This window comes from Frigoribacterium sp. Leaf415 (assembly GCF_001424645.1).
GTDB lineage: Bacteria > Actinomycetota > Actinomycetes > Actinomycetales > Microbacteriaceae > Frigoribacterium.
The window spans coordinates 1,590,310-1,608,424 of the sequence record NZ_LMQR01000001.1 but is presented as its reverse complement, the minus strand read 5'-3'; the positions used below and the strand labels follow the sequence as shown (position 1 = coordinate 1,608,424).

The window sequence follows — 18,115 nt, the reverse complement described above, 5'->3', positions numbered from 1 at the left end:
CCGGCGGGGTCAGGAGGCGCGGCTCAGCCGGTACAGAACGTGCGGTCGCAGCTCGTGGCCGGGCGGCAGCGCGGGGTGCTCGAAGTCGTCGGCGGGCTCGTGGGTCATGCCGAGGCGGCGCATCACGCGGCGGGACGGTTCGTTGACCGCTGCCGTGAAGCTGATCAGGGCGGGCAGGTCGGCACCGGACGGGTCGAACGCGAACCGGACGGCCTCCCGGGCGGCCTCGGTGGCGAAGCCCTGACCCCAGGCCTCGCGGGCGAGGCGCCAGCCGATCTCGACCTGGCCGACGAGCGCCGGATCGAAGGTCGGGCGGGACAACCCGACGAAGCCGACGAAGGTCGCCGAGTCGCGACGCTCGACGGCCCACAGCCCGAAGCCGTCCGCCTCGATCGCGGCGTCGAGCCGGTCGACCATGGCGTCGCTCTCGGCGCGCGTACGGGTCGCGGGGAAGTACCGCATCACCTCGGGGTCGGCGTTGAGGGCCGCGAACGGCTCCCGGTCGGACTCGCGCCAGCGGCGCAGCAGCAGGCGGTCGGTGGTGAGCACCCCGCGACGGTAGCAGCGGGGCCCGACCCGGATCGAGAGCGACGACCTGACGAAGAACCCCGTTTCGAACGATGAACCCGGAAGAAACGGGGTGCATCGTTCGAAACGGGGTTCGAGGGGGAGGCGCGGCGCGTCAGCCGCGGTCGCGCGGGCGACGCAGCCGCAGGGCGACCCCGAGCGCCACGATGAGGAACGCCGCGACGGCGATTCCGATCCACTCGCCCGAGCCGGTCCAGGCGAGCCCGACCGGCGACGCCACGACGGTGCCACCCGAGCCCGAGCCCGAGCCCGAGCCCGAGCCCGAGCCCGAGCCGCTGCCCGGCCCGCCACCACCCGGCGTGCCGGGCGTCCCGCCACCCGGCGTCCCCGGGTCACCCGGCACCGCCGCGGCGAGCACCGTCAGCGTGGCCCGGGCGATCTGTCCCGTCCCCTCGAGCTCGACGACGTGCGCGCCCGGCTCGAGGTCGGCCGGCACGACGAACCGCAGCACGCCGACCCCGGCCGCCGTGGCCGTGGTCCCGCCGATCGACTGCGGTTCCGAGAACACGGTGCCCGCGAGGTCCTCGCCGGCGGCGAAGCCGGTCGCCGTGATCGAGACCGTGTCGCCCGGGCGGGCGGTGGAGGGATCGAGCGTGCCGGGCACGACGTCCTTGGTCGGCTCGACGACGCCCAGGTCGATGCCGAGCACCGAGGCGAACCGCGAGAGCGCCACGTCGGGCAGCCCGCGTTGCAGCGCGTTCTCGGCGTCGGCCGTCAGGGCCGCCGACCCGTCGACCGCGGTGCCGTCGACCATCGCCTGCTGGGCGAGGTCGCGGGCGACCGACACGAGGTCGTCCGCCGTGGCCATCGTGCCGAGGTCGGTGCCGGCGAACGGGGTCACCGCGGCGAGCAGGAGGCGCAACGCGGCGGCAGCGTCCGTCACCGCACCGTCGCCGTCCCACACGTCGGAGTCGAGCACGGCCTGCACCGCGGCACGGGACGCACCCTCGGGCAGGGAGGCGACCAGCGCCTCCAGACGCTCGCGGGCACCGTCGGTGCGCAGGCCCCAGCCGTACGGGTAGAGCGGCTCGTAGTCGGCGTCGCCGACGTTGATCGGCACCTGGTCGGCGCGGGCCGCCCAGGTCACGGGCAGGCGCCCGGTGAAGGGCCGGTCGCCGAACAGCACGTCGGCGACGCCGGCGCCCTCGGAGCCGGGCAGTGACGACGCGACGACCGCGTCGGCCACGCTCACGACGTCGCCGAGCAGCTGCGGGCGGCCCGAGACGACCAGCACCACGCACGACGCGGTGGCGGCGCAGACCTCGTCCACGATCGCCTGGTCCGAGGCCGTCAGCGACAGGCTCGAGCCGTTGTTCGGCACGTCGCCCTGGCCCTCGGCGTACGGGCGCTCGCCGACCACGACGACGCCGGTCTGACCGGCTCCGATCGGTGCCGACGCGTCGGGGCTCAGCGTGACCGACGCCCCGGGCGCCACCTCGCGGATGCCCTCGGCGATGCTCGTGCCGGTCGTCGTGTCGCCCGATCCGCCCTGCCAGCTGATCGTCCAGCCGCCCATCTGGCGACCGAGGTCGTCCGCGGTGGAGCCGGCCACGTACAGGTCGGCGTCCGCGGCCAACGGCAGCGCGCCTCCTGTGTTCTTCAGCAGCACCTGCGACTCGCCGGCGGCCTGACGGGCCACGGCGCGGTTCTCGGCCGATCCGACGCCGTCGACGTTGGTCCGGTCGGCGAAGGGCTGCTCGAACAGGTTCAGGTCGAACTTCTGGGTGAGGATGCGCCGCACGGCGTCGTCGACCCGCGACTCGGCCACGTCGCCCGAGCGGACGGCCGCCACGATCGCGTCGATGAACGCCCCGTAGTTGTAGGGCGCCATCGCCATGTCGAGTCCCGCGTTCACCGACCGGACGGCCTTGTCGGCGTAGTCGCCGCCGGGCAGCTTGTCGATGCCCTCCCAGTCGCTGATGAGGAAGCCCTGGAACCCCAGGTCGCCCTTCAGCAGGTCGTTGTTGAGCGCGGCGTTCTCGTGCATGCGCACGGGCCCGTCGCCCAGATCGACCGCCGAGTACGACGGCATGATCGTGCCCACACCCGCCTCGAGGGCCGGCAGGTAGGGGTCGACGTGCAGTCGGGTGAAGTCCTCGAGTGAGTCGGCGTTCGTGACGCCCTGGTCGATCGGGTACGCACCCGTGCCGGCCACGGACTCGTCGTAGCTCGTGCCGCCGTCGCCGGCCCAGTGCTTGGCCGTGGCGAGCACCTCGTCGGCGCCGCCGATGTCGGTCGGGTCGTCGCCCTGCAGGCCGATCACCGACGGGGCCGCGAACGTGCGCACCAGGTCGGGGTCCTCGCCGAAGGACTCGTAGCTGCGACCCCATCGCTCGTCGCGCGAGACGCAGAGGCAGGGGGCGAAGGTCCACGGCACGCCGGTCGCCCGCACCTCGGTCGCGGTGACCTCGGCGATGCGCTCGACCAGGGCCGGGTCACGGGTCGCGCCGAGGCCGGTGTTGTGCGGGAAGATCGTCGCACCCACCACGTTGCTGTGGCCGTGCACGGCGTCCACGCCGTAGACCATCGGGATCTGCAACCGCGTCGAGAGTGCCTCGCGCTGGTACGCGTCGACCATGTCGGCCCACGCCACCGCGGTGTTGCCCTCGGGCACCGAGCCGCCACCGCTCAGCAGCGAGCCGAGCGCGCGTCCGCTGACGTCCTGCGGCGACGACAGGCCGAGCCGCTCGGCCTGTGCCATCTGCCCCACCTTCTCGTCCAGCGTCATGCGACCGAGCAGGTCGGCCACGCGGTCCGCCGTCGGCAGCGACGGGTCGAGGTACGGCAGGTCGTGCGCGCCGATCACGACGCGCGGACCGTCACCGACCTTCGCCGTGGTCGACGCCAGCGACACCGCGAACTCCTTCGACTCGGCGGCCCCCGAGGAGGCGCGGGTCGACACGGTCACGGACTGCGCCGTCCCCGAGGCGGTCCCCGCCGCGAAGGTCACCGTGCCCGACGCCGCGTCGTAGTCGGTGCCCTCGACGGCGGTGCCGTCGGCGGTCGACCAGTCGACCGACACGTCCGACGCCAGCGGCTCGTCGCCCGCCGTCGTCACCGTCAGCGGGATCTCGACCGAGCCGCCGGCGTCCACCAGGTAGACGTCCTGCGACGGGTCGACCGTGACGGACGCGGCGCTCGCCGGGGTGCCGTAGAGCTGCGTGTCGTCGATCGCGTAGCCGACCGGGGCGGGCGTGCCCGGCGTGAAGGTGAACGAGTAGCCGAACGCGCTCGTCAGGTCGAGCGTGCCGTTCGTCGTCGCCGCGTCGCCCGGCTGGTAACCCGACGGGGTGAACGCCGAGAAGGGCAGTTCGACGAGCTTCCAGCGGCTGGTGCTGCTGCCCCAGTTGTCCTTGAAGGTCGTCGCCCAGAGCTCGCCGGTCTCGGCGGTGTCGCCGCCGGCCGGGTCGCCGTCCTTGATCTCGACCTTGATGTCGGCACCCGCCGTCGGCGAGGCCGGGTTGTTCGCCTGCGAGGCGTACCACCAGAAGCGCAGCCCCTGGTAGCTCGACCAGTCCTGGCTGTCGGCGAGGTTGTGGCTGAGTCCGCCGTAGCCGCCCGCGGGGATCGACGAGGTGCCGCTCAGCACGTGGTTGTCGGCGCGGCCGTCGCGCTCCTGCACGGTGACGTCGCGGCTGATCGTGGGCTCGAGCGGGGCGGGGGAGCCCCAGGTGAAGAAGCCGACCGGGTCGGCGGTCGTGCCGAGCGGGACCTCGCCCTCGAAGTCCTCGATCATCGTCGCGCGCTCGAACAGGGCGACGTCGTCGAACTGCCAGGTGCCGGCGCCGAGGGGGGTCAGGGTGACGGCGAAGCCGGTCGAGGCCGACGGGTCGAAGCGCAGGTCGCTCGACGGCTGGCCCTTCTGCCGCAGGTCGGCGAACAGCACGCTGACCTGCTTCCAGTCGGCGCTGTCGTCGACCACGGTCTGCTCGAAGAGGGCGCCGTCGCCGTTCTTCAGCTCGTAGCGCAGGGGCAGGCCCGAGGCGGTGCCCCGGAACCAGAACGAGAAGCCGTCGTGGTCGCTCCAGTCGGTGGCGGGGACGTCGTGCGAGAACCCGAACCAGCTCTCGGCGGTGGTCGGGCCGGCGACGGTGGCACGCAGGGCCCGGACGCCCGTCGCTCCCTCGCGCTGCGCCTCCACGGTGTCGAGCGCCGGCGTGACGGCGGGGCTCTGGCCCCAGCCGAAGTAGCCGGTCGGCACGCCGCCCTCGAAGTCGTCGAGCACGGTCGTCGCGCCGACGTTCGGCAGGGCGCCCGTCGGCGTGAGCGTCACGGTGAGGGTGGCGCGCGTGCCGACGACGGTCGGATCACTCGGCTCGGACGCCGTCAGCTCGATCGTCCTGCGCGGGCTGAGGGCGCCCGTCGAGGTCGTGACGAGGGCGACGGAGGCGCTGGTCTCGCCGGGCGCGAAGGTCACGGTCTCGTCGAGGGCCGCGTAGTCGGTGCCCGCCGTGGCCGTGCCGCCGGTGGAGCGCACGCGGACGGTGACCGGTTCGTCGCTCGGGCCGGTGAGGCTGAGTCCCGCGGTCAGGGTCTGGCCGGCCGCGACGGTCGCGGTCGACCGGTCGAAGGTGACCGAGCGGGTCTGCGCTTCACCGAAGACCTGCAGGCCGAAGGCCGAGTAGCCGTAGAAGTGGGGGCGGGCCGGGTCCCAGGTCGCCGCCGAGCGCTGCAGCATGCTGACCCGGACGTAGCGGGCGTCGGTCGGGGTCGACAGCGTGACGTCGTCGCGCCCGCCGTCGCTCGTGACGGTCTGCGCGGTGGTCCAGCCCTCGGGCAGGGTCGGGTCGCCCGACGTGACGTCGACCGTGTAGTCGGTCGCGTACGAGGCCTCCCAGTCGAGGCCGATCGCGTCGACGCGCGTGGTGCCGCCGAGGTCGACGATCACCGAGGCGGTGAACTCGACGTCCTCGTCGGGGCCGTTGCCGCTGGCCCAACGGGTCGTCGGGTCGCCGTCGATCAGGGCGTCGGCGGGGAACGTCCCGTCACCGTCGGCCTGGCTCGCCGAGGCGGTGACCGTACCGAAGCGGGCGAGGTCGACCGGGGCGGCCTGCGCGGCGATCGCGGGCAGGCCGCTGAGCAGCAGCGCCGCGGCGGCGGTGGCGGCGGCGAGCGCGAGGCCGCGGCGCGGACGGCGCGCGGGCCGGACGGGCCGCGATCGGGGCGTCGAGGAAGACCGGGCAGGGGCAGCGGACACGATTACTCCCTTGTAATCACGGCTGTCTCACGACAGAGCTGGAGCCACCCCCGAACGAGGGCGGCTCACGTCTGGCTCATCGTAGGGTCACAGGCGGCTCAGGGCAATGGGGGGCTCCGGGGCTCGACGCGGGACCCGTCAGGACGACGCGGCGCCGGGGGTCCGGCCGCTCGCGGCCCGGGCGCGTGCGGTGTCGCTGCGCGGACCGACCGGCACCGACCGCGTCGCCTTGGCCAGCCCCGACGGCGCCATGCCCACGTACAGGCTCTCGGCCCGCTCGACCACGAAGGTCTCGTGCCAGATGCCGACGGCTCCCGGGGCCTTGCGCGCCCGGCGGTTGAACGCCGTCCAGGCCGGTCGGTGCGCCTGCTGGGGCGAGCTCGCGTACGCGTAGAGCTTCTCGAGCGAGGTCCAGTACTGCACGAGCACCGGCCCCCCGCGGCCGATCGTCAGGCGCGTGCCGGCGAGCCCGCTCTCGGGGTCGCGCATCAGTTCGGTCAGCATCGGGGTCATCGCGCCGAAGACGGGCAGCCACAGGTCGGGTCGCCACCAGCGGTTGATCGTCATGCCGATCAGGACGACGACGAGCTCGCCGTCGTGCTCGTGCGTGGTGCGGCCCGGGTTGACTCGCGGCATGATGTCTCCTTAGATGGATAGTGGCGCTCTCCAATATTGGAGAGTCACGCTATCCAATGTCAAGGGGCAATCCGTGCGCATCTCCCAGCTCGCCGAGACGACCGGCGTGCCGGTCGCCACGATCAAGTACTACCTGCGCGAGGGGCTGCTGCCCGAGGGCGAGCGCACCAGCGCGACCCAGGCCCGCTACGGCGACGAGCACGTGCGTCGGCTGCGGCTCGTGCGGGCCCTGCTCGGTGCGGGCGGGCTGAGCGTCGCCGGGGTCCGGGCCGTCCTCGGTCAACTCGACGGAGAGCACGAGAGCGTGGCCGAGGTCCTCGGCGTCGCGCAGACGGCGGTCACCACGACGGCCCCCGAGGGCGTCGACCTCGGCCGTGCCGAAGCGCTCGTGGCCGGCTGGGGGTGGACGATCGACCCGGGGTCGGTCGACGTGCTCGCCGCGCTCGAGGCCGCGGTCGACGGGCTCGACGCCGCCGGTTTCGAGCTACCCGAAGGGGCACTCGACGGCTACGCGCGGTCGATGGCCGAGGTCGCCGAGGCCGAGATCGCGGGCATCCCGGTCGACTCCGTGGACGCCGCGGTGCGGTACGTCGTGCTCGGCACCGTGCTCGTCGAGCCGCTGCTGCTGGCCCTTCGTCGCCTGGCCCAGCAGGACGCCTCCTGGCGCCGCTTCGGGGGCTGACACCGCGCCTCCTGCCGGTCGCCTGGGGGCGCGACCCCGCTCAGGAGGCGCGGGTGCGGTCGCGCAGACCGACGAACGACACCAGCGCGCTCACCCCGAGCAGCACGGCGACCACGATCACGACGCGGTGGAACCCGCCCACCGTGAGCGCGCCTCCGGCGATGACGCCCAGGAACGCGACCGCGACGAGCCCGGCCACCCGTGAGATCGCGTTGTTGACCGCGGAGGCGATGCCCGACTGCGCCGCCGGGATCTGCGACAGCACCGTCGAGGTGAGCGGAGCCACGGTCACCGACAGGCCGAAGCCGAACAGGACCACTCCGGGCACGACCTGCCACCAGACGTCGATCGGATCGCGGACGAGCAGCATCCAGAGGAACCCGCTCGCCGTGATCAGCGGCCCGACCGTCATGAACAGGCGGGGGCCGTGGGTGGCGGCGAGCGTGCCGAACAGGGTCGAGAACAGCAGCGACACGATCGTCGTCGGCAGGGTGACGAGCCCGGCCAGGGTCGCCGTCAGACCCGCCAGCTCTTGCACCACCAGCGGGATGGTCAGGGTGCCGAGGCTGAGTGCCGCGTAGATGCCGACCGTGGCCAGGTTGCCGACCGTGAAGCTGCGGGTGCGGAACAGCGTGAGGGGCATCATCGGGGCGGGCGTGCGGCGCTCCCACCAGACGAAGGCGGCGAGCGCGGCGAGGCCGACCACGAGCGGCAGGACGACGAACCACGCGCCGAACCCGACCCGCTGCCCCTCGATCAGCGCGAAGACCGGCCCGGCGAGGCCGACCGCGGCCAGGACGGCGCCCACGCCGTCGACCCGTGGGGGAGCGCCGTCGCGTCCCCGGTGGGCGTCACCGGGCAGGCGGGTCATCAGCACGAGGGTGAGGACGACCGGCACGACCACGACGGCGAACACCCAACGCCAGCCGAGCGTGTCGACGAGCGCGCCGCCGGTCAGCGGGCCGATCAGGAACGCGACGCCGGTCCAGGCCGTCCAGCTGCCGATGGCCTTGCCCTGCGCGGGCCCGCTGAAGGTCGAGGTGATCAGGGCGAGGCTGCTCGGCACGAGGAGGGCCGCGGTGACGCCCTGCAGGGCCCGGGCGGCGATCAGCAGGCCCGGGTCGGGGGCGAGGGCGGCGAGCACGCTCGTCACGGCGAAGCCGATCAGCCCCGCGCGCAGCACCCGCACCCGGCCGAACGTGTCGCTGAGCGAGCCGGCCACGAGCATGAGCGACCCGAGCGTCAGCAGGTAGGCGTCGACCACCCACTGCTGCAGGGCGAGACCGGCTCCGTCGTCGGCCGTCGCGGCGCCGCCGACCGTGCCGCTGCCGAGCTCGCGCGCGATCGCTGGCAGGGCCACCGTGACGATGGACCCGTCGAGGAACGCGACGAACGAGGCCAGCACGGCGACGACGAGCACGACCCGCCGCCCGCGCAGGGTCGCGGCGTCGCTCGGGGCCGGGGGAGGTGTGCTCATGCTGCACTCAACACCCGGGCGGCCCCGACCGATACCCGACGAGACGACGCCAGGCGATGGACACAGCGCCAGGCTTTTTCCTGGCGCCCTGCCCATCTCCTGGCGTCGTGCGCTGCCTCACCCCTCGCGGACGACGTCGTCCGGCGACTTGTCGGGCCGCCACCCGCGCCAGCTCGGCTGCCGAAGCCGGCCGGTCGAGGTCCACTCGGCGATCGACACCTCGCCGACCCGCGACGGGGTGACCCAATGCGCGTCGCGCGCGTCGACCGCGGGCACGCCCACCAGCGGGCTGGTCTTCCGCTCGGCCGCCCGCAACGACGGCAGCAGCTCGTCGAGCTCGCGATCGGTGAACCCGGTGCCGACCCGGCCGACGTACTGCAGCCCGTCGTCGCCCGGCACGCCCATCAGCAGCGAGCCGACGCCGTCCGCCCGCCGACCCGCACCGGGCCGCCAGCCGGCGATCACGACCTCCTGCGTCTGGTGGTGCTTCATCTTGATCCAGGCCCGCGAGCGGCGGCCGGCGCTGTAGGTCGCGTCGCGTCGCTTGGCGACCACGCCCTCGAGCCGGAGGCGCTTCGAGGTGGCGACCGCCGCCTCCAGGTCCCCGTCGAACGCCGGGGGCACGTCGACGGCCCCGCCGCTCTCGACGATCCGCTCCAGCACCTCGCGCCGGTCGTCGTACTCGTCCCTCACGAGCGAGCGACCCTCGGCCCGCATGACGTCGAACAGCAACAGCTTCACCGGCGCGCCTTCGGCGGCTCGCGCCACGTCGCGCGGCCGCGTCAGCCCCATGCGCGTCTGGAGCAGCCCGAAGTCGGGGCGACCCTTCTCGTCGACGGCGACGATCTCGCCGTCCAGCACCGAGCCTCCGTCACTGTCGACCCGCTCGGCCAGCACCTGCAGCTCGGGGTAGGCCGGGGTCAGGTCGTTGCCGTTGCGGCTGGTCAGCGTGACGGCGCCGTCGTGGACGACGGCCACGGCGCGGATGCCGTCCCACTTCATCTCGAACGCCCACCCGCCCTCGGACACGTCGTGCGCGTCGCCCGTCGTCGCCAGCATCGGTGCGACCGGGTCGGGTGCCGGGAACTCCTGCTTCCTGTCGCGAGTCGAGGAGGCGCGGCCCGCCTTTCCGGGGGAGCCGCCGGCCGCGCGCGACGCGCGTGAGGAGTTGCCGACAGGGCCGCCCCGGCTCGCCTGCGCAGAAGACGGCAACTCCGGAGAACGCGCGTCGTCGGTCGTCTTCCGGGCGTGATGCGGTCGTTTTCCTGAATTGCCGGCGGAAGCGCCGTCGTGCGAGCCGTCGGCGTCGTCCTTCATGCGGTGGATGAGCCAGTTCGACTCGGCCCGCCCGCCGCCGTGCCCGGTGTGGATCAGCGCGACGCGTCGGGTGCCGCGCTGCTCGCCGTGCAGCACGACGATGACCTCTTTCCCGTCGCGCCACTTCTCGAGGTCGTACTCGCCCGAGTCCCAGATCGTGACCTCGCCGGCGCCGTACTCGCCCTTGGCGATGGTGCCCTCGAACGTGCCGTACTCGAGCGGGTGGTCCTCGGTCTGCACGGCGAGGTGGTTCGTGCCGGGGTCGTCGGGCTCGCCCTTCGGCAGCGCCCAGCTGACCAGCACGCCGTCGTGCTCGAGGCGGAAGTCCCAGTGCAGCGAGCTGGCGTGGTGCTCCTGGATGACGAAGCTCGTGCCGTCGGTCGAGGCCGGGGCCTCGGCGGGCACCGGTTCGGCGGTCTTCGACGCGTCACGCTTCGAGCGGTAGACCTCGAGGCGGTCGCGCACCTTCTCGGACGGGTCGTGGTCGGGGGCCTCGGTGTTGCGGAAGTCCTCGCCCAGCTCGCCGGACGGCACCGGCACGTGCGCCGAGACGTCGGCCAGGGGGTCGCCACGCCGCTTCAGGCGCGAGAGCACGTCGGTGTACTCGAGCTGCACCAGCGTCTTCGACGCGAGCTCGCGCCAGGTGCGGGGCATCGCCACGGTCGGTCGGGACCGACCGCGCAGCGAGTACGGCGCCACGGTGGTCTTGTTCCCGTTGTTCTGCGACCAGTCGAGCAGCACCTTGCCCCGGCGGTCGGCCTTCCCCATGGTGCTGAGCACGAGGTCTGGGTGGTCGGCCTCCATCGCGCGGGCCAGCTCGTGGGCGACCTCGCCGACCTGGGCGCTGGTCTGCTTCCCGTCGAGCCGGGCGTACAGGTGCACGCCCTTGCTGCCGCTGGTCACGGGCATCAGCTCGAGGCCCATGCCCTCGACGATGGGCTTCAGCAGCTGCGCCACCGCGACGCACTCGGCGAGGCCGACGCCCTCGCCCGGGTCGAGGTCGAGCACCAGCCGGTCGGGGTTGCGCTGCGCCCCCTTCGGGCCGAACCGCCACTGCGGGACGTGCACCTCGAGCGCGGCGACCTGCGCCAGCCAGGTGAGCGTCGCCATGTCGTTGACCATCGGGTAGACGTTCGCGTGGTCCTTGTGCTCGATGGTGTGCCGCGCGACCCAGTCGGGTGCGGAGTCGGGCAGGTTCTTCTCGAAGAACACCTCGCCCTCGACACCGTTCACCCAGCGCTTGCGGGTCGCCGGGCGGCCCTCGACGTGCGGCAGCATCCACTCGGCGACGGCGGCGTAGTAGCCCAGCACGTCGGCCTTGGTCGTGCCCGCGTCGGGGTAGAGCACCTTGTCGAGGTTCGTCAACTGCAGCCGGTGCCCGCCGACCTCGACGGATTCGCCGCGTCCCTTGCCCGCCATCGCGCGCCTCCTCGTGTCGTCTGCTTCTCGTTCTACCCGGCCGCGGCGGGTCCGTGTCGTCGTCGGCGGGTCGGCGCCGGCCCGCCGCCGACGACGGGGACCCGCCGCATCGACCACGGCCCGCCGCCCCGCGCGAGCGGGACGACGGGCCGTGGTGTCGCCGGGACGACGGAGCCGAGGAGGCGCGGGTCAGACCGCGGGCATCGCTCCGGCGATCGTGATGGTCGCGCCCGAGGTGTAGCTCGACTCGGGGCTCACCAGGTGCACGTAGGCGGCGGCGAGCTCGGCGGGCTGACCGGGACGGCCGAACGGCGCCTGGCCGCCGAACTCCGACACCGTCTCGGCGTCGTCGGAGCCGGGCTGCAGGGGAGTCCACACCGGGCCGGGCGAGACCTGGTTGACGCGGATGCCCTTGGGGGCGAGCTGCTGCGCGAGGCCCGAGGTGAAGACGCCGATCGCACCCTTGGTCAGGGCGTAGTCGATCTTGTCGGGGCTGGGCTGCGTGCCCTGCACCGAACCGGTCGTCACGATCGACGAGCCGGGCTCGAGGTGGGGGATCGCGGCCTGGGTCAGCCAGAACAGCGAGTAGACGTTGGTCTTGATGGTCGAGTCGATGTCCTCGGTGGTGAGCGTGAGGATGTCGTCGTTGCTCTTCATGCGACCGGCCACCATGACGAGGGTGTCGAGGCCGCCGAGCTCGTCGACCGCCTTCTGCACGAGGTCCTTGCAGTACTGCTCATCCGAGATGTCGCCGGGGACGAGGACGGCCTTGCGACCCTCTCCCTCGAGCAGGTCGCGCACCTCTTCGGCGTCCTTCTGCTCGCTGGGCAGGTAGCTGAGCACGAGGTCGGCGCCCTCGCGGCTGAGCGCGATCGCGGCGGCGCGACCGATGCCCGAGTCGCCACCGGTGACGATGCCGCGGAAGCCGGTGAGGCGCTCCTTGCCGACGTAGCTGGTCTCGCCGTGGTCGGGCTTCGGGTCCATCTTCCAGGCCTCGCCCGGCAACGACTGCTCCTGCTTCGGGAACGGCGGTGCGGGGTAGAGGTCGACCGGGTTCTTCTTGTCGTATTGGCTCATGAGCCCACGCTGCCCGCACCGGGCCTCCTGCGGTCGGGGCCTGTACCCCGTGGGCGGTCATTCGGAGCGCACGCGGAGAAAGATGAGCGTCATGCGATCGATCTGGAAGGGCGCGATCACGTTCGGGCTCGTCAACGTGCCCGTCAAGCTGTACAGCGCCACCGAGGACCACGACGTGTCCCTGCACCAGGTGCACGACGCGGACGGCGGGCGCATCCGGTACCAGCGGAAGTGCGAGATCTGCGGCAAGGTCGTCGACTACGAGCACATCGACAAGGCGTACGACGACGGCGACCGCACCGTGGTGATCACCGGTGACGATCTCAAGTCGTTGCCCGAGGAACGCTCGCGCGAGATCGACGTGCTCGAGTTCGTGCCGAGCGACCAGGTCGACCCGATCATGCTCGACCGCAGCTACTTCCTCGAGCCGGACGGCACCTCGCCGAAGGCCTACGTCCTGCTGCGCCGCACCCTGGAGGAGACCGACCGCACCGCGATCGTGCACTTCTCGCTGCGGCAGAAGACGCGGCTCGCCGCCCTGCGCGTGCGGGGCGACGTGCTCATGCTGCAGACCCTGCTCTGGGACGACGAGGTGCGCGAGGCGCGGTTCCCGGCACTCGAGAAGCAGACGCGCATCACCGACAAGGAGCTCGACATGTCGTCGTCGCTCGTCGACTCGCTGAGCGACGACTTCGAGCCCGCCGACTTCAGCGACGACTACCAGGAAGAGCTGCGACAGCTGATCGACGCAAAGCTCGAGGAGGGGGAGTCGCTCGACACCGACGCCACCTTCGGCGAGAAGCCGGAGGACGACGATGGTGAGGGCGGCGAGGTCATCGACCTGATGGAGGCGCTGCGCCGGTCGGTCGAGGAGAACCGGTCGGGCGGACACCGCAAGCCGACCAAGAAGGCGGCAGCATCGACGCCGGCGTCGTCGACCTCGTCGGCGGCCGCGACGAAACCTGCTGCGAAGAAGCCGGCCGCGACGAAACCTGCCGGGAAGAAGCCGGCCCCGAAGAAGCCTGCTGCGACGAAGAAGCCCGCCAGGTCTGCCTCCGAGAAGAAGCCGGCTCCCGAGAAGAAGGCGGCCCCCGAGAAGAAGGCCAGCTGACCCTAGCGGTCAGTGCTCGCGGAGCGCCTCGATCAGGTCGGCCTTCTTCAGGTCTGAGTAGCCGGTCACGCCGAGTTCTTTCGCGCGTCCTCTGAGTTCGTCCACCGTCCAGTCGTCGTACGAACCGGACTTCCCGCCCTTCGCGGCCACCTTCTTCTCACTGTTGCCCTTCTGGGCGGCAGCGTTCGAGATGCGCGCGGCTTTCTCCTTCGAGGCGCCCTCGTCGCGGAGCGCCTCGTACATGTCGGGCTTCTTCAGCTGTGGGGGAGTCTCGTCCTTCGGCGTCATGCGCCCGACCGTACGCCCGCGGTCATCGTCGCGGTCACTGGCCCTCCATGTCGTCGGTCGTGCCCTCACGGCCCATCTCGTCGATGGTGATCGCCGCGTTGACGAGGGCGAGGTGGCTGAGACCCTGAGGCAGGTTTCCGAGGAACTGCCCGTCGTCGGCGCTGATCATCTCGGTCAGCAGGCCCACGTCGTTCGGCTGCTGCACGAGCTGGTCCATCAGCTCGACCGCCTCGTCCTGACGGCCCACGCACGCCAGGGCGCTGGCAAGCCAGAAGGCGCAGGCCACGAACGTGCCCTCTTCCTGGTCGACCTCGCTGTAGCGGAACACCAGCGGACCGGCGGAGAGCTCGCGCTGCATCGCGTCGATCGTGCGGGACATGCGCTCGCCGCGGTCGAAACCGCTGGGGGCGTGCAGCAGCACCGAGGCGTCGAGCTTCTCGCTGCCCGGGTACATGACGTACGAGCCGATCTTCTCGTTCCAGCCGTGCTCGTCGACCCAGTCCTTGATGAGGTCGCGGTTCTTCCGCCAGAAGACGACGTCCTCGGGGTCGGGGTGCATCTGGCCCACCTCGGTGAGGTGCAGGGCGGCGTCGATGGCCTGCCAGCAGCCCATCTTGCTGCTGACGTAGTGCTGCTCGTCCGGCAGCTCCCACATGCCCGAGTCCTTCTCCTGCCAGCGACGGCAGGCGTCGTCGGCGAAACCGGCGAGCAGGTCGCCGGTGGACTCGTCGAGGATGTTGCCGTCGGCCGCGTACTGGCTCATGATCGCCAGGATGTCCGCGTAGGTGCCGAGCTGCAGCTGCTCGCCCGCCGGATTGCCCTTGTAGACCGGGCCGATGCCGCGCCAGCCCTCGGAGCCGGTCTCGTGGGTGCCGTCCGGCACCGAGCCGTCGAGGTTGAGGAAGATGTGCATCGTCCGGCCGTTGGCCTTGAGCGCCGAGAGCAACCACGAGACGGCCGCCTGGGTCTCTTCGCGCAGGCCGAAGCGGACGAGCGCGTTGACCGTGTAGGCCAAGTCGCGCACCCACGCGAAGCGGTAGTCCCAGTTCTTGTCGCCGGTGAAGTTCTCGGGCAGGGCCGCCGTGGCGGCGGCCGCGATCGCACCGGTGGGGCTGAAGATCAGCAGCTTGAGCGCCAGTGCGCTGCGCTGCACGGCGCCCGACCACGGACCGTCCCAGTTGAACTCGTCCGACCAGGTCTGCCAGTTGCGAACCGTGCGGTCGATGCCCTGGTCGACCACGCGCGGGTCGGGCAGGTGCAGGGGTTCGTCCTCGACGCCGCAGAGGCAGATCAACGAGCGCGAGCCCTCGTGGGTGGAGAACTCGCCCCAGAACCGATGCGGGCCGCCGTGGGCCTCGCCGTCGCCGGGCTCGACCGAGTCGAGGCGGCCGTGCTCGAAGCCGACCAGCGCCAGGTTGATGTCGGCGGCCCGCAGGACCGGCCCGTGCAACGTGTCGACCCGGCGGATCGGATGCGTGCCGAACGTGTTGCCCGGGATCACCGCCCAGCGCATGTCGACCGACCCGGTGACGCCCTCGATGCGACGGGCGAGCTCGGCCCACGGCAGACGCCCCGCGATGCCCGTCACGAGAGCGTCGGTGACCTGCACCACACCCGTGGAGGTGCGGAAGCGGGTCACGAGGACGTTCGTGTTCTCGACGTACTCGCGCTGGACCTCGAAGTCGTCGTCGACGGGGCGCAGCTCGATGCGTCCGCCCTTGCCCGAGTCGACGATGCCGGAGAACACCGGGTCGCTGTTCATGTCGGGCATCGGCAGCCAGTCGATCTGGCCGTCTCGGGCGATGAGGGCGACGGTCCGACCGTCGCCGATCGCCCCGTAGGAGCGCAGCGGCACGTAGCCGTCGTCCCGGGGGTCGGGGCGGTGCCATTCGCCGGCGGCGGCCGTCGTCGCGCCGAAGTGGTCGGCCTGGATGTCGTCGGTGGTCTCGAGGGTGTCCGTCACTCCTCCTACGGTGGCCCGGCGCGCCTCCTCGTGCCCGTCCCTCGCAGTGTTCTGTGTGCAAGACACGGCCTCCGTACCCCTGGGGGCGAGAAACGGAGCCGGTGGACATGTCGGGCGCGTAGACCGGTCGGATGTCCCTTCCGACCGGAACCATGTCCGAACCCCGCCTGTTCTTCGACGCGAGGGCCACCCTCGGCGAGAGCCCCGTCTGGGACGTCGACGCCCACGAGCTGGTCTGGACCGACATCACGAACGGCCTCCTGCACCGCACCTCGGCGGACGGCACACGCGACACGACGGTCGTCGTCGACCCGCCCCTGCCGAGCTTCCAGCGTCGTCGCGGCGGCGGCCTGATCGCCGCACTCGACGACACGGTGATCGTCATGCGCGACGACGGGACCGAGCAGCGGACGATCGCGACCGTCGACCACGCCGACGAGCGCCTCCGGCTGAACGAGGGGAAGTGCGACCCGTTCGGCGCCTTCGTCGTCGGCGCCACCGACCCCGAGGGCAGCCCCGTGGCCGGTCTCTACCGCGTCGCCCCGGACGGCACGCTCACCCAGCTGCGCGACGACTTCGCCACGACCAACGGGTTCGAGTGGAACGACGACGGCAGCGAGATCTACCTCACCGACACCGGTGACGACACGATCTACCGGGCGTCGTGGGATGCCGACGGCACGCTGGGCGAGCTCGTCCCGTTCTCGTCGCAGGGCGCCCACGACGGCCTGGCCCGCGACGAGCGCGGCGAGTTCTGGGGGGCCATCTACGGCGAGGGCAAGGTGGTGCACCTCGACGCCGACGGCGGTCTCGTGGACGAGATCACCTTCCCGGTGCCGAACCTGACCGGCATCGGCTTCGGCGGTGACGACCTGCGCACGCTGTTCGTGCTGTCGGCCCGGGAGGGGCTGAGTGACGAGCAGCTCGACGAGTCCCCGCTGAGCGGCGGCATCTTCGCGCTCGACCTCGACCGGGCCGCCCGCCCGCCGTTCCTGTTCGGCTGACTCGGGGCTCCACACGAGCCCGCGCGCCCACACGCACCCGCACGAGCCCACCCACACGACGACGCCCGCCCGATCACGCGATCGGGCGGGCGTCGTCGTCGTGTGGTCGGCGACGCGTCAGATGCGCCCCACCAGCTCGTCCCGCGGCACGGCCCCCGCCGCGATGACGGCCCGGGCGGCGTCGCGGGCCTCCTCGACGTTCCAGAGCAGCACGCCCTCGACCGCGCCGTCGTCGCCCAGGTAGTACGCCACGGCCGTGCCGTCGCCCCGGTCGTCGACGACGGTCTCGAGCGACGCGTCGAGCGTGCCGACGGCCTCGTACGAGATGTCGAACACCTTCGAGTAGTAGTACGGCGTGTGGTCGTAGACCTCGTCGGCGCCGGTCATGTTGCGTCCGACGACGGGGCCCTGCGACTTCGCGTTGTCGACGTGCTCGACGCGGCGGCGCCCGAGGATCGCGTCCGGGTACGAGGCCACGTCGCCGGCGGCGAACACGTTCGGGTCGCTCGTCCGCAGGTGCTCGTCGACCACGATGCCGTCGTCGACGGTCAGACCCGCGTCGGCCGCGAGCTGGTCGTCGACCGAGATGCCGAGCCCGACGACGACCGCGTCGGCGTCGAGGGTCGAGCCGTCGTCGAGCCGCAGGTGGACGCCGGCGTCGTCGGCCGTGCCGCTCTCGACGCGACGTCCGCGGGCCAGCTCGACCCGCGCCTCCTCGAAGGCCCCCTCGAACGTCGAGGCGATCGACGCGGGGAACACCGAGCCGCCGAGCACGTCGTCGGGGAAGACCAGCGTCACGCGGGTGTCGTTCTGGACGAGGGCCGCGGCGAGCTCGGTGCCGATGTAGCTGCCCCCCACGACGACGACGTGCCGACCGTCGCCCGAGAGCGAGCGCAGTCGGCGGTAGTCCTCGGCGGTCCGGAAGTACACGACGCGGTCGTCGTCCGGCAGGTCGAGGGCGGTGGGGCTGCCGCCCGTGGCGAGCAGCAGGGCGCCGTAGCCGACGACGTCGCCGGCGCTCGTGGTCACGGTGCGGGCGTCGCGGTCGATCGACTCGACGAGCGTGCGCAGCCGGATCTCGGCGCCCGAGTCGGCGACGGTGCCGAGGTCGTTGTCGGCCTCGGTGTAGTCGGGGTCGGTCCAGAGCTTCTTGGACAGCGCCGGACGCGTGTAGGGCGCGTCGACGTCGGCGCTCACGATCAGCACCGACGCGTCGGGCGTGGCCTCGTGGATGGCCTTCGCGGCGGCGTCGGCGGTCATGCCGCCGCCCACGATGACGTGGTCGAACGATTCGGTCATGGGGTCGTCCTCTCGACGAGAGAGGGCACCGCCCGGGAGGCGCGGGTCGCGCGCTTC

At 72.3% G+C, this 18,115-nt stretch carries 12 protein-coding genes; 3 read left to right on the top strand and 9 right to left on the bottom strand.

Going from position 1 to position 18,115, the window contains the following annotated elements; genetic code table 11:
• Positions 1-9 precede the first annotated feature (9 nt).
• The 3 genes from ASG28_RS07360 to ASG28_RS07350 form a co-directional block, all read right to left on the bottom strand.
• On the bottom strand, positions 10-549 hold the full coding sequence (locus ASG28_RS07360) for a GNAT family N-acetyltransferase (protein ID WP_055973612.1): 540 nt from the start codon (positions 547-549) through the stop codon (positions 10-12).
• Between the two features lie 133 nt (positions 550-682).
• Positions 683-5,785, bottom strand: coding sequence for a glycoside hydrolase family 3 N-terminal domain-containing protein (locus ASG28_RS07355; RefSeq protein ID WP_055973609.1), 5,103 nt, complete (start codon positions 5,783-5,785; stop codon positions 683-685).
• Positions 5,786-5,923: 138 nt separating this feature from the next.
• Entirely contained in the window at positions 5,924-6,421 is a 498-nt protein-coding gene (locus tag ASG28_RS07350; RefSeq protein WP_055973606.1) for a DUF4188 domain-containing protein, read from the bottom strand.
• 73 nt (positions 6,422-6,494) lie between these two features.
• Here ASG28_RS07350 and ASG28_RS07345 point away from each other — a divergent pair, with 73 nt between their 5' ends.
• Positions 6,495-7,103 (top strand): MerR family transcriptional regulator, encoded by a 609-nt coding sequence (locus tag ASG28_RS07345; protein WP_055973603.1) that lies wholly within the window; start codon positions 6,495-6,497, stop codon positions 7,101-7,103.
• A 40-nt stretch (positions 7,104-7,143) separates the two neighbouring features.
• Here the strand turns inward: ASG28_RS07345 and ASG28_RS07340 are convergent, their stop codons facing one another.
• The 3 genes from ASG28_RS07340 to ASG28_RS07330 form a co-directional block, all read right to left on the bottom strand.
• Positions 7,144-8,580, bottom strand: a complete 1,437-nt coding sequence (locus ASG28_RS07340; RefSeq protein WP_055973600.1) for an MFS transporter — start codon at positions 8,578-8,580, stop codon at positions 7,144-7,146.
• Between the two features lie 117 nt (positions 8,581-8,697).
• Complete coding sequence (locus ASG28_RS07335) at positions 8,698-11,316, bottom strand: ATP-dependent DNA ligase (RefSeq protein WP_055973595.1); 2,619 nt, start codon at positions 11,314-11,316, stop codon at positions 8,698-8,700.
• A 189-nt stretch (positions 11,317-11,505) separates the two neighbouring features.
• On the bottom strand, positions 11,506-12,393 hold the full coding sequence (locus tag ASG28_RS07330) for an SDR family oxidoreductase (protein WP_055973592.1): 888 nt from the start codon (positions 12,391-12,393) through the stop codon (positions 11,506-11,508).
• A 91-nt stretch (positions 12,394-12,484) separates the two neighbouring features.
• On the opposite strand from ASG28_RS07330, the gene ku reads away from it, so the two are divergent.
• Entirely contained in the window at positions 12,485-13,504 is a 1,020-nt protein-coding gene (gene ku, locus ASG28_RS07325; protein WP_055977152.1) for a non-homologous end joining protein Ku, read from the top strand.
• A 9-nt stretch (positions 13,505-13,513) separates the two neighbouring features.
• On the opposite strand, the gene ASG28_RS07320 is transcribed toward ku, so the two are convergent.
• Both ASG28_RS07320 and ASG28_RS07315 read right to left on the bottom strand, forming a co-directional pair.
• Entirely contained in the window at positions 13,514-13,792 is a 279-nt protein-coding gene (locus ASG28_RS07320; RefSeq protein WP_055973589.1) for a DUF7218 family protein, read from the bottom strand.
• Positions 13,793-13,826: 34 nt separating this feature from the next.
• A complete protein-coding gene (locus tag ASG28_RS07315; protein ID WP_055977151.1) occupies positions 13,827-15,647 on the bottom strand; it encodes a glycoside hydrolase family 15 protein in 1,821 nt (606 codons plus the stop codon).
• Positions 15,648-15,907: 260 nt separating this feature from the next.
• On the opposite strand from ASG28_RS07315, the gene ASG28_RS07310 reads away from it, so the two are divergent.
• Positions 15,908-16,759, top strand: coding sequence for an SMP-30/gluconolactonase/LRE family protein (locus ASG28_RS07310; RefSeq protein WP_055973587.1), 852 nt, complete (start codon positions 15,908-15,910; stop codon positions 16,757-16,759).
• A 117-nt stretch (positions 16,760-16,876) separates the two neighbouring features.
• Here the strand turns inward: ASG28_RS07310 and ASG28_RS07305 are convergent, their stop codons facing one another.
• Entirely contained in the window at positions 16,877-18,058 is a 1,182-nt protein-coding gene (locus tag ASG28_RS07305) for an NAD(P)/FAD-dependent oxidoreductase (RefSeq protein WP_055973583.1), read from the bottom strand.
• Positions 18,059-18,115 lie beyond the last annotated feature (57 nt).

Bases quoted from the DNA above. Each gene is read 5' to 3' on its own strand.
- ASG28_RS07340 (WP_055973600.1), bottom strand. From the start codon at position 8,580: ATGAGCACACCTCCCCCGGCCCCGAGCGACGCCGCGACCCTGCGCGGG.
- ASG28_RS07305 (WP_055973583.1), bottom strand. From the start codon at position 18,058: ATGACCGAATCGTTCGACCACGTCATCGTGGGCGGCGGCATGACCGCC.
- ASG28_RS07335 (WP_055973595.1), bottom strand. From the start codon at position 11,316: ATGGCGGGCAAGGGACGCGGCGAATCCGTCGAGGTCGGCGGGCACCGG.
- ASG28_RS07320 (WP_055973589.1), bottom strand. From the start codon at position 13,792: ATGACGCCGAAGGACGAGACTCCCCCACAGCTGAAGAAGCCCGACATG.
- ASG28_RS07330 (WP_055973592.1), bottom strand. From the start codon at position 12,393: ATGAGCCAATACGACAAGAAGAACCCGGTCGACCTCTACCCCGCACCG.
- ku (WP_055977152.1), top strand. From the start codon at position 12,485: ATGCGATCGATCTGGAAGGGCGCGATCACGTTCGGGCTCGTCAACGTG.
- ASG28_RS07310 (WP_055973587.1), top strand. From the start codon at position 15,908: ATGTCCGAACCCCGCCTGTTCTTCGACGCGAGGGCCACCCTCGGCGAG.
- ASG28_RS07350 (WP_055973606.1), bottom strand. From the start codon at position 6,421: ATGCCGCGAGTCAACCCGGGCCGCACCACGCACGAGCACGACGGCGAG.